The organism is Kitasatospora sp. NPDC093806 (assembly GCF_040683335.1).
Lineage (GTDB): Bacteria > Actinomycetota > Actinomycetes > Streptomycetales > Streptomycetaceae > Kitasatospora.
Window position 1 is genome coordinate 53855 of record NZ_JBFBDO010000038.1, and the last position, 11517, is coordinate 65371.

An 11517-nucleotide genomic window follows, 5' to 3' on the forward strand; every position below is an offset into this window, starting at 1 on the left:
CCGGGTGTTCAGGGTGCTCTCCGTCACGTCGCTCACCGGAGCCTGCTCGACAGGACGATGCTCAGCAGGTGCAGCACAGTCTGCAGCATGGCGATCGCGGCCAGCACGACCACCGCGATCCGGGTGAAGAAGAGGCCTCCGTGCACGGCGTCCGCGACCCCGGCGGCCAGGATGAACAGCGAGGCCTCGACCGCGCCCACCAGCCGGTGGAACTTGAGGAGGGAGGCCGCCTTGCGGGCCTTGGCCACGCCGGCCGAGCGCGGCACCGAGGCGCTGTCCTCGACCGCCGTCATGCCGCTGCGGGCCCGGGCCACGTCGACCAGGTCGGTCTCCGACTTGATCAGGATCGCGCCGAGCGCCGCCAGGGTGCCCAGGAACGCCCACTCCCAGTGCGCGCCGGAGCCCTCGCGGTGCAGCAGGTCCGTGCCGCGCAGGCCGAGGCCGGTCAGCAGGGCCGCCTCGGACATGTAGTGGCCGACCCGGTCCAGGTAGACGCCGGTGAGCGAGGTCTGCCGGCGCCAGCGGGCCACCTCGCCGTCCACGCAGTCCAGCAGCAGGTAGACCTGGATCAGTACGGCCGCCAGCACGGCGCCCGCGAGGCCCGGGACGATCAGCGCGGCACCGGCCAGGATGCCGGTCACCATCATCAGGTAGGTCAGGCCGTTGGGCGTGATCGCCGTCATGGTGGAGAGCACGCGGGTGATCCGCAGCGAGATCTTCCGCATGTAGAGCCGGCCGGCCCAGTGCTCGGCGCTGCGGCGCTGGAGCATCCCCTCCGGGTGGATCACCGCGCGCAGCTCCTCGATCGAGGGGCGGCGGGTCAGGTCCACCGGCGGCGGCGTGGCCCCCGCGGCGGAGCGGTCAGCTGTTGACGGCTTGGACATAGTCGGCGTACGCGTCCCTGATTGCGGAAGGGGAGAGGTCGAGGTGCTCAAGAATGGTGAAACGGCCCGGCCGGGTGTTCGGAGCGTAGTGCACCGCCTCGGTGAACTCCGCCTCGGTGAAACCGATCTGGGCCGCGGTCACCGGCAGCCCGTGGTGCGCCAGGCGTGCCACGATCAGACCGGTCAGCTCGCGCTCGCCCCGCAGGAAGCTGGCGAAGGCCGCGCCGAGGCCGACCTGCTCGCCGTGCTGGGCGGACCGCTTGGGATACAGCACGTCCAGAGCGTGCGAGATCTCGTGGCAGGCGCCCGACGAGGGCCGGGTGCTGCCCGCGATGTTCATCGCGATGCCGGACAGTACCAGTGCCTCGGCGAGCGCGGTGAGGAGGTCCCGATCCTGGAGGTTTCCTGGGTGCCGCAGCAGGTTCTCGCCGGCCGAACGGGCCATCGCGACGGCCAGTCCGTCCACCGGCTCACCGGTCACGGCGTGCGACAGCTCCCAGTCGGCGCAGGCCGAGATGTTGGAGACGACGTCGCCGATCCCGGCCGCGACGAAGCGCGGCGGGGCGTCCCGGATCACGTCCAGGTCGATCACGATGCCGATCGGGCTGGGCACCCCGTAGGAGCCGCGCCCGGCGTCGTTGTCGAGGGTGGAGACCGGTGAGCAGATGCCGTCGTGGGCCAGGTTGGTCGGGACCGAGACCAGCGGCAGGCCGACCCGCGCGGCCGCGTACTTGGCCGCGTCGATGATCTTGCCGCCGCCCAGCGCGACCATGGTGTCGTAGTGGCCGCCGCGCATCGCGTCCGCCAGCCGGACCGCGCTGTCGATGCTGCCGTCGTCGACGCCGAACCAGTCGGCGCCGGGCAGCGCCGGCTCCAGCCGGGCGCGCAGGACCGCGCCCGAGCCGTTGCTGATCGCCACCGCGATCCGGCCCGAGGCGGAGAGCCGCTGGTCCGCGAGGATCCCGCCGAGCGCGTCCAGCGCGCCCGGGCGGATCTCCACGAAGACCGGCGACGGCACCAGCCGCGTCAGTACTGGCACGCGATCTCCCGCGCCTTCGCCAGGTCGTCGTGATTGTCGACCTCGACCCAGGACACCTCGCCGATCGGCTGGACGTCGATCCGCAGGCCGCGGTCGACCATCTCCTGGTAGCCGTCCTCGTAGTACAGCTGCGGGTCGCGCTCGTAGGTGGCGCGCAGGGCGTCGGTGAGGTCGGCGGCGGCGGCCGGGTTGATCACGGTGACGCCGATGTACTCGCCGGTGGCCTCGGCCGGGTCCATCAGCTTGGTGATCCGGCGCATGCCGGTGGCCGGGTCGACGACGACCTTCATCTCCTCGTCGGCGAGCGACTTCACCGTGTCGAGGGCGAGCAGGATGCCGGGGGCGCGGCCCTCGGCGGTCAGCCGGGCGTTGCCCTCCAGCATGGTGCGCTGGACCGAGGCCGGGTGGACGGTGTCGCCGTTGGCGAGCAGCAGGCCCTCGGCGAAGAGCTCACGGGCGCACCAGAGCGAGTAGGCGTTGTTCCACTCCTCGGCCTTGTCGTTCTCGACCAGGGTGAGCTTGACGCCGTACTGGCGCTCCAGCGCCTCCTTGCGGTCGTACACCGCCTCCTTGCGGTAGCCGACGACGATCGCCGCCTCGCGCAGGCCGACCTCGGCGAAGTTGCCGAGGGTGAGGTCCAGGACGGTCCGCTCCCCGTCGACCGGCACCAGTGCCTTCGGCAGGGTGTCGGTGTACGGGCGCAGTCGGCGGCCGGCGCCGGCTGCCAGAACGAGGCCGATCATGCGGGGTCTCCTGATCCGTCGTGCGGTGCGCTGCCACGCCCGGTTCCGGGTTCGCTCCGGGTGTCGGCGGTGGCGCGCCGGGCCACCGAGATGCGGCCGCGGTGTCCTATGTGATGGTAGGCGACCGCGACGACCAGCCCGAACGCGGCCAAGGACTCGAACACAAATCGAACACATTCCGAACGGCTCTGCTAATCCAACGTTCATCCCCGGCCGCTTCCCGCCCCTTCCCGGCCGGTTGTGCCCGGGACCCCCCTGTGTTGTGCGTGGGACCCCTGTGCGGTGCCACCCGTACGGCAGACTTGGGCCCGACGCCACCGGTGCCGTGGTCGCCCGCAATGCTCCCGACGCGATGCTCCGTTGCATGCTCCCGCCGCCCGCAATGCCCCCGTTGCCACGCTCCCGTTGCCCCCGATGTCCCGAAGCTTCCGAAAGAGGCCTCATGCCCCAGAGCCTGCCGACCGACCCGACGCACTTCACCTCGGAGATCGACACCGGTCTCGACGTGGAGACCGACGTCTCCCCCAGCACCACGAGCGGTGCGCAGGCCGCCGGCGCCACCGAGATCCTGCTGGAACTGGTCGACGACGAGGGCGTGACCATCGGCACCGCCGAGAAGCACTGGGCCCACCAGCAGCCCGGCCGGCTGCACCGGGCCTTCTCGGTCTTCCTCTTCGACCGCCAGGGCCGGCTGCTGCTCCAGCGCCGCGCCCTCGGCAAGTACCACTCCCCCGGCGTCTGGTCGAACACCTGCTGCGGGCACCCGTACCCCGATGAACAGCCGTTCGTGGCCGCCGCCCGGCGGACCGCCGAGGAGCTGGGGGTCGCCCCGGCGCTGCTGTGCGAGGCGGGGACGGTCCGCTACGACCTGCCGGACGAGGCCTCCGGGCTGATCGAGCGGGAGTGGAACCACCTGTTCGTGGGCCTGGTCACCGGGCCGGTGAAGCCGGACCCGGAGGAGGTCGACGACTACGCCTTCGTGACCGCCGAGGAACTGCGCGAGCTGGAGAAGGAGCGGCCGTTCTCGGTGTGGTTCCGGACCGTGTTCGAGGCGGCGCTGCCGGGGATCCGGGAGATCGCCGGCAACGACTGGTAGGTCGCGGGCCCGGCCCGGTTCACGGATCGTGACTCGGCCGGCGGTCCGGCCGGCAGCCCGGCGCGCGGTTCAGTCGACGCTCTGCCGGTCGGCCTGCCGGTCGGCGCTTTCCCGGGGGAGCGGCAGCGAGGCCCAGATGACCTTGCCGCCCTCCCCCGCCTGTTCCACGTCGCACACCCCGCCGGCCTGCAGCGTGACGCTCTTCACCAGCAGCAGCCCGCGCCCGCCGGTCTTCCCGGTGTCGGCCGCCAGCGCCTTCGGCCGGTACGGATCGCCGTCCTCGACCGAGACCCGCACCCAGCCGCCCCGCACCGCCAGCTCGGTGGTGACCTCCGGCGAGAGCTCCGCGGCGTGCGTCACGGCGTTGCCGACCAGCTCCGAGACGATCAGCAGCAGGTCGTCCACCAGCTCCTGGTAGCGGATCTCCGCCATCCCCTGGGCCAGCAGCCGGTCCCGGACCGCGTGCCGGGTGCGCGGCACCGAGGCCTGCTCGGCGGGCACGGTGAACCGCCACACCCCCTCGACGGGGCCGCCGCGCGCCGGCTTCGGCGCGTTCGCCGACGGGACCGCGTTCGCCGGCTTCACGGCCGGCCTCGATGCCGCGTTCACCGCCGTCCGCTGCGTCGTCCGCTGCGTCTTCCGCGCCGGCTCACTCGTCGTCTCTTCCCCGCTGATCCGCTCCACGTCCAGCCGCCCTTCGTCCGCGACCCGGGAATCAGGCGTTCCGCTCATGGCGCCCTCGGTCCACAGAGGCTAGGAGAGCCGCCCCCGGGGCCGTGGCACCGTCGACAACTTGCCCGTGTCGGATCACGCCCGCCCATTCCCGACCGTTCACCGACCAGAACCCGACCGTTTACCGCCCTCGAACCACCGCTTCGCGCACAGCCGCGACCCGTCCCAGCGACCCCGGCCATCCCCACCGGGGAAACGCAGGTGAGAAGCACTCCGAAACCCTGGTAATGTTCTGTCTGTCGCCGAGGGGGCGAGCAGGAAAGCCCCGGAAGCACACACCCCGTCCGGGTGGCGGAATGGCAGACGCGCTAGCTTGAGGTGCTAGTGCCCTTTATCGGGCGTGGGGGTTCAAGTCCCCCCTCGGACACCACGGTTCCCCGTGGAAACTCGCAAGGGTTTCCACGGGGAATTTCTTTTTTCCCGGACCGCACTCCGCGAGCGCTCCCCACCCCGCTTCTCACCCCCTCTCACCGACCCCCGCCGAAGGTCGGTGGTTCGGACACGAGATGGCAACGATCGGGCGCTTTGGGTCGCATCTGAGGTCGATCTGAGGTTTCGCCCGATTTCGCCCTTTAGGCTGCTGTCCGTTTGTCCGGACAACAAATGACATGACAAGACACGACGACAACGATGAGACAGAGGACCGATACGGTGAGTGAGCCCGAGTCGAGGACGGCATCCCATCAGAACTACCGCCGGTCCCTCGGCACCATCAGCCTCACGGCCGTCGGCCTGGGGTCGATCATCGGGTCGGGCTGGCTGTTCGGGGCCGAGCGGGCGGCGCGGCTCGCCGGACCCGCGTCCATCGTCGCCTGGGTGATCGGGGCGGCCGTCGCGCTGACCATCGCGCTCACCTACAGCGAGCTGGGCTCGATGTTCCCCAAGGCCGGCGGCATGGTCCGGTACGGCCAGTACTCGCACGGCTCGCTGGCCGGCTACCTGGCCGCCTGGGCCAACTGGATCGCCATCGTCTCGGTCATCCCCGGCGAGGCGACCGCCTCGGTGCAGTACATGAGCTCCTGGGACTTCGGCTGGGCCAAGGACCTCTACGACGGGCAGGAACTGTCCGTCACGGGTGTGGCCCTGGCCAGCGTGCTGTTGCTGGTCTACTTCGCGCTGAACTGGTTCGCGATCACGCTGTTCGCCAAGACCAACACGGCGATCACCGTGTTCAAGGTGGTCGTCCCTACGCTCACCGCCGGCGCCCTGCTGCTCGCGCACTTCGACACCAAGCACTTCACCGACCACGGCGGCTTCGCCCCGAACGGTTGGAGCGCGGTGTTCACGGCGGTGGCCGTCTCCGGCATCGTCTGGGCGTTCAACGGCTTCCAGTCCCCGCTCAACCTGGCCGGTGAGGCCCGCAACCCCGGCAAGTCGCTGCCCAAGGCCGTGATCGGCTCGATCCTGATCGCCCTGGTGATCTACGTCGCGCTGCAGATCGCCTTCCTCGGCGCCATCCCGGCGGCCGACCTGTCCAACGGCTGGAGCGGTCTCGGCTACACCTCGCCGCTCGCCGACCTGGCCATCGCCTGGGGCCTGAACTGGCTCGCCCTGCTGCTGTACGCGGACGCCTTCGTCTCCCCCAGCGGCACCGGCATGATCTACGCCGCCACCACCTCCCGGATGATCCACGGCGTCCAGGAGAACGGCCACCTGCCGTCGATCTTCGGCCGGGTCGACCGCAAGACCGGCATCCCGCGCCCGGCGCTGATCCTCAACCTGGTCGTCGCCTTCGCCTTCCTCGCCGTCTTCCGCGGCTGGGGCTCGCTCGCCGAGATCGTCTCGGTGGCCACCGTGATCTCGTACATCACCGGCCCGGTCGCCGTGATGGCCCTGCGCCGGCTCGCGCCGGAGCTGCCGCGCCCGGTCCGGCTGCGCGCGATGCCGGTGATCGCCCCGGTCGCCATGATCTTCGGCTCGCTGGTGCTGTACTGGGCCCGCTGGCCGCTCACCGGCAAGGTCATCCTGCTGATGGCCGCCGGCCTGCCGATCTGGGCCTGGTACGAGCTGCGCAAGCCGTTCGCCGAGCTGAAGCCGCACCTCAAGGCGGGCGCCTGGATGATCGCCTACCTGTTCGTGATGGCCGCCGTCTCCTGGGCCGGGTCCACCGACTTCGGCGGCCAGGGCTACCTGCCGGAGGGCTGGGACCTGCTGGTCGTCGCCGCGATCGGCCTGGCCTTCTACGCCTGGGGCGTCCGCAGTGCCTGGGCCAACCCCTCGCTGGACGCGGTCAAGCGCGAGCTGGCCGCCGAGGCGGAGGCGGAGGCCGCGTCGGAGGCGGCACCGGAGGCGGCGGACCTGCCCCGGCAGGGTGCCGAGGCCTCCCGGGTCTGAGGCTTCGCGGTACAGGGAGAGCGTCGGTCGGACGGAAGTCCGGCCGGCGCTTTCGGCTTTCCGGGGCCGGGGGGGGAGGCGGGAAAGGGGTACGTCTTTCGATGCTCAGGGGGCAATGGATTCAGCGTCTTCCGTTCGGTCGCAGCGGCTGGGAGCATCGGCGGACCGCACCGCCGTCAGCCGAATCCGAGAGGGACACCGATGAACCGCCCCCGCCCGGTCGAACTCCTCGTGCGCGGCGGGCTGCTGGTGGACGGCACCGGGGCGCCGGCCCGCCCCGCCGACCTCGCGGTGGCGGATGGGCGGGTCACCGTGCTGGCGCCCGGGGGCGGTGTCGGGGGCGGTCCGGGCGGCCGAGGGGTGTCGGTGATCGACGCCCGGGGGCTGGTCGTCACCCCCGGATTCATCGACGTGCACACGCATTCGGACGCCTTGGCGGCTGTCGGTGCGGCTGTTGGGGCGGGTGCCGGGGACGAGGACGTATGGGAGGAGCTGCGGCTCGCGCCCCTGCTGCAGGGAGTGACCACCGAGATCGGCGGCAACTGCGGCAGCAGCCTCTTCCCCTGCCGGCCCGAGCGGCTGCCGGAACTCGCCGAACACCTGCGGGTCACCTTCGGCATCGGGCCGGTCCGCCCAGCCGAGGACTTCGCCGCGTTCGCCGCCGGCCAGCGCCCCGAACTGCGCCGCAACCACCTCGCCTCGCTGGTCGGCCACGGCACGCTGCGCGCCGGAGTGATGGGGTTCGCCGACCGTCCGCCCCGCCCGGACGAGCTGGCCGCGATGTGCGAACTGCTCGACCGCGCCCTCACCCAGGGCGCGGCCGGCCTCTCCAGCGGTCTGATCTACCCGCCCGGGACCTACGCCGACACCGCCGAGCTCGTCGCGCTGGCCACCGTCGCGGCCCGGCACGGCAAGCCGTACGTCACCCATCTGCGGGACGAGATGTCCCAGGTGGAGGCTGCCCTGGAGGAAGCACTGGAGATCGCCGAACGGTCCGGCGCCCCGCTCCAGATCTCCCACCACAAGACCGCCGGCCGGCACGCCTGGGGCGCCACCCTGCGCACCCTGCCCCGGCTCGAACAGGCCCGCGCGGCCGGGATCGACGTCCGGTGCGACGTCTACCCCTACACCGCGGGCAGCACCGTGCTGTCCGCGATGCTGCCGCCGTGGACCGCCGAGGGCGGGGTCGCCGAGCTGCTGGAGCGGCTGTGCCGCCCGGAGGTCCGCGCCCGGATCCGGGCCGACATCGCGGGCGGGGTGGCGGGCTGGGAGAACACCGTCGGCAACGGCGGCTGGGACCTCGTCTCCGTCGCCGCCGCCCCGACCCGCCGCGCCGCCGAGGGCCACCGGATCGCCGACCTGGCGGCGGCGAGCGGCGCCGACCCCGTCGACTACGTCTGCGAGCTGCTGCTGGACGCGCGGGGCGAGGTCACCGTCATCAGCCACTCGATGCACGAGGACGATGTCCGCCGGGTGCTGGCCAGCCCGCTCGCCATGATCGGCTCGGACGGCGTGCCCCGGCCCGGGCGTCCGCACCCGCGCTGGGCCGGCAGCTTCGCCCGCGTGCTCGGCCACTACGGGCGGGACGAGGGCCTGCTGCCGCTGGAGCTCGCGGTCCACAAGATGACCGGGCTGCCGGCGTCACGGTTCCGGCTCACCGGGCGCGGGGTGATCCGCGACGGCGCGGTGGCCGACCTGGTGGTGCTGGACCCGGACACGGTCCGCGACGCCGCCACCTTCGAGCGGCCGCTGCTGCCGCCCGTGGGCGTGGCGGCCGTCGTGGTCGGCGGACGGGTCGCGGTGCGCGACGGGCGGCCGACGGGCACCCGGGCGGGTGTCCGGGCAGGTGTCCGAGCAGGTGTCCGGGCGGGCGGTGAGGTGTTGCGGGTTCGTTGAGCCCGGACCGGGTGGGCGCGGGTGCGGGTGGGTGCCGGTGCGGGTGGGCGCGGGCGCGGGTGGGCGCGGGCGCAGGCGGGCGCGGGCGCAGGCGGGCGCGGGCGCGGGCGGACGGCGGGGCGGTCAGGGCCACCGGAGTTCGAGCAGGGCGTGGACCTCCCCGGCGACCGTGCGGAGGTCGCCGAGGAAGGCGCGGACGGCGGGGTTGGGGTTGGTGGCCCGGGTGGCCACGCCGATCCGGCGGTGCAGTTGCGGGTGATCCAGTCGGCAGACGTGCACCCCGTCGGTGTCGGCCAGGCCGAGCGCCGGGATCAGGGCGACGCCCATGCCGGCCCGGGTGAGGTTGATCGTCACCTGGTAGTGGTCGCTGCGGCAGCGCACCCGCGGGTGGAACCCCTCGGCGGCGCAGGCCCGTTCCAGGACCGGCGCACCGGTCGAACCGCCGTGGGTGCCGATCCAGCTCTCACCCTCGAGTTCGGCGAGCCGGACCAGCGGGCGCCGCGCGAGCCGGTGCCGGAGCGGGACCACCACCAGTTGCGGCTCGTCGAAGAACAGCTCGACCGCGACCGTCGCCTGCCGGACCGCCTGCCGGATCCACGGGTCGAGCGGGTGCTCGAAGACCACCGCCGCGTCCAGCCGTCCGGCCTCCAGGTCGGGCAGCAGCTCGTGCGGCTGGCCCATGATCAGTTCGAGCTCGACCCGGGGGTGCCGGGCCGAGAACGCGGTGAGCGCGCGCGGCAGCAGGTCGAGGCCGGCGGAGGCGAAGAAACCGAGCCGCAGCACACCGGCGGTGCCGCCGGAGTGGGCGCGCAGGTCGTCCTGGGCGACGGCCATCAGGTCGGCGATCGCCTGCGCGTGCTCGGCCAGCCGGACGCCCGCCGGAGTCAGTCGCAGCGACTGCGGCTGACGCTCGACCAGGGCGACGTCCAGCTCCTGTTCGAGGCGGGCGAGCTGGTGGGAGACGGCGGACGGGCTGAGGTGCAGCGCCTGCGCCGCCGCCACGATGGTGCCCCGCCGGGCGATCTCCAGCAGGACGAGCAGACGGGCGCTGTTCAGCATCGGGCCAGGGTAGGTCATCGCTCCGGGCGGCATTTTATGTAGACCGGTCCAGTGATTCCGCATCGGTAGACCGGTCTACATATTCAGGCCCCGGCATGTAGACCGGTCTACATATTCGACGCGAGATATGTAGACCGGTCGACATATTCCTAACCGGCCGCGGACGCGGAGTCCCAGGCGGTGTCGGCGCCCGCGCCCGCGCCCGGACCGGCGTTGGCCCCCGCGTCCGCGTCCACATCCGCGTCCACATCGAGGCGGAGCAGGTCCTCCTCGGTCTCCCGGCGGACGACCAGGCGGGCGGCGCCGTCCCGGACGAAGACCACGGCCGGGCGCGGCAGCTTGTTGTAGTTGGACGCCATCGCGTAGCCGTAGGCACCGGTGACCGGGGTGGCGAGCACGTCGTCGATCCGGAGGTCGGCGGGGAGGGCGGCGTCGTCGAGCAGGACGTCCCCGCTCTCGCAGTGCTTCCCGACCAGGCGGGCGCGGAGCGGCCGGGGCGCCTCCGGGCAGCGCGGCAGGAACGCCTCGTAGCGCGCGCCGTACAGCGCCGGGCGCAGGTTGTCGCTCATCCCGCCGTCCACGCTGACGTACGTCCGGACGCCGGCGATCCGCTTGACCGTGCCGACCCGGTAGAGCGTCAGTCCGGCCCGGGCGGTGATCGAGCGGCCCGGTTCGACGCCGACCTCCCCGGTCCAGCCCGCGCCCCGGACCGCCGCCCGCACCCGGTCCGCCCAGACCGCGAAGGACGGCGCGCGCTGCCCCGTCAGGTACGCCACCCCGAGGCCGCCGCCCACGGTCAGCCGGGCCACGCCCGCGTCCACCGCGAACCGGGCCAGCGCGGCGGCGCCGTCGGCCAGTTCGGCCGGGTCGAGCACCTGCGAGCCGACGTGCGCGTGGACACCCTCCAGCCGGACGGCGGACGAGGCGGCGGCCCGGCGGACGGCGGCCGCGGCGGTGCCGTCGGCCAGGCCGAAGCCGAACTTCGAGTCGTGCCCGCCGGTCCGGATGGCCTCGTGGGCACCGGCCGCCACGCCCGGCGCCACCCGCAGCTGGATCCGCGCGGGCGGCAGGCCCTCGACGGCCACCAGGCGTTCGATCCGGTCCAGCTCGTCGAAGCTGTCCACCACGATGTGCCGCACGCCGATCGAGAGCGCGGTGCGCAGCTCGGCCTCGCTCTTGTTGTTGCCGTGCAGCACGATCCGGTCCGGGGCCACGCCGGCGTGGCGGGCGACCCGCAGTTCGCCGCCGGAGGCGACGTCCAGCAGCAGTCCCTCCTCCGCGGCAAGGCGGGCCATCGCGGTGCAGAGGAAGGCCTTGGAGGCGTAGGCGACGTTGCCCGGTCCGAAGGCGGCGACGGCCTCCCGGCAGCGTCGGCGCAGGTCCTCCTCGTCGTAGACGAAGAGCGGGGTGCCGTACCGGCGGGCGAGGTCCGTGAGCAGCACGCCGCCGACGGCGAGGCCGCCGGGGCGGACCTCGGCGGTGAGCGGCAGCAGGCCGGTGTCGACCGGTGGCCGGACGGCGGCAGCGGCAGCAGCAGCAGGGACGGCGGCGGGTGACTGGACGGACGGGGCGGGCGACACGGATTCCTCCCGGCGGACTGGTTCGCCCGCCATCCTCGGTCCGCCGGGAGGGGGCGGAAAAGCGCATTCTTCCGGCGGTGAGCGAGTCCAGGGCGCTGAGCCGGACGAACTGGCCCTTGCCGCCGAGGCCGACGCTGCCGGTGCGGCGGCGCAG

The 11517-nt window shown here is 72.9% G+C and carries 9 protein-coding genes and 1 tRNA gene; 4 read left to right on the plus strand and 6 right to left on the minus strand.

Going from position 1 to position 11517, the window contains the following annotated elements; translation table 11 throughout:
- Positions 1 to 32: 32 nt before the first annotated feature.
- The 3 genes from AB0N76_RS19795 to AB0N76_RS19805 form a co-directional block, all read right to left on the minus strand.
- Positions 33 to 770, minus strand: coding sequence for a CDP-alcohol phosphatidyltransferase family protein (locus AB0N76_RS19795; protein WP_363558785.1), 738 nt, complete (start codon positions 768 to 770; stop codon positions 33 to 35).
- A gap of 91 nt (positions 771 to 861) precedes the next feature.
- The gene (locus tag AB0N76_RS19800) at positions 862 to 1923 is read right to left on the minus strand and encodes an iron-containing alcohol dehydrogenase family protein (protein WP_363558770.1); all 1062 of its coding nucleotides are present in this window, start codon (positions 1921 to 1923) and stop codon (positions 862 to 864) included.
- Positions 1911 to 2666: a phosphocholine cytidylyltransferase family protein gene (locus AB0N76_RS19805; RefSeq protein WP_363558771.1), complete on the minus strand. Its 756-nt coding sequence runs from the start codon at positions 2664 to 2666 to the stop codon at positions 1911 to 1913. The genes AB0N76_RS19800 and AB0N76_RS19805 overlap by 13 nt, the downstream gene beginning before the upstream one ends.
- A gap of 442 nt (positions 2667 to 3108) precedes the next feature.
- On the opposite strand from AB0N76_RS19805, the gene idi reads away from it, so the two are divergent.
- Positions 3109 to 3762: an isopentenyl-diphosphate Delta-isomerase gene (idi, locus tag AB0N76_RS19810; protein WP_363558772.1), complete on the plus strand. Its 654-nt coding sequence runs from the start codon at positions 3109 to 3111 to the stop codon at positions 3760 to 3762.
- 69 nt (positions 3763 to 3831) lie between these two features.
- On the opposite strand, the gene AB0N76_RS19815 is transcribed toward idi, so the two are convergent.
- The gene (locus AB0N76_RS19815) at positions 3832 to 4494 is read right to left on the minus strand and encodes an ATP-binding protein (protein ID WP_363558773.1); all 663 of its coding nucleotides are present in this window, start codon (positions 4492 to 4494) and stop codon (positions 3832 to 3834) included.
- A 282-nt stretch (positions 4495 to 4776) separates the two neighbouring features.
- Between AB0N76_RS19815 and AB0N76_RS19820 the strand changes: the two genes are divergently transcribed.
- The 3 genes from AB0N76_RS19820 (at position 4777) to AB0N76_RS19830 (ending at position 8724) form a co-directional block, all read left to right on the plus strand.
- Positions 4777 to 4864, plus strand: a tRNA-Leu gene (locus AB0N76_RS19820).
- A gap of 281 nt (positions 4865 to 5145) precedes the next feature.
- Complete coding sequence (locus tag AB0N76_RS19825; RefSeq protein WP_363558774.1) at positions 5146 to 6828, plus strand: APC family permease; 1683 nt, start codon at positions 5146 to 5148, stop codon at positions 6826 to 6828.
- Between the two features lie 201 nt (positions 6829 to 7029).
- Entirely contained in the window at positions 7030 to 8724 is a 1695-nt protein-coding gene (locus AB0N76_RS19830) for a D-aminoacylase (RefSeq protein ID WP_363558775.1), read from the plus strand.
- Positions 8725 to 8847: 123 nt separating this feature from the next.
- Here the strand turns inward: AB0N76_RS19830 and AB0N76_RS19835 are convergent, their stop codons facing one another.
- Positions 8848 to 9783, minus strand: coding sequence for a LysR substrate-binding domain-containing protein (locus AB0N76_RS19835; protein WP_363558776.1), 936 nt, complete (start codon positions 9781 to 9783; stop codon positions 8848 to 8850).
- A gap of 149 nt (positions 9784 to 9932) precedes the next feature.
- Complete coding sequence (gene lysA / locus AB0N76_RS19840; protein WP_363558777.1) at positions 9933 to 11363, minus strand: diaminopimelate decarboxylase; 1431 nt, start codon at positions 11361 to 11363, stop codon at positions 9933 to 9935.
- Positions 11364 to 11517 lie beyond the last annotated feature (154 nt).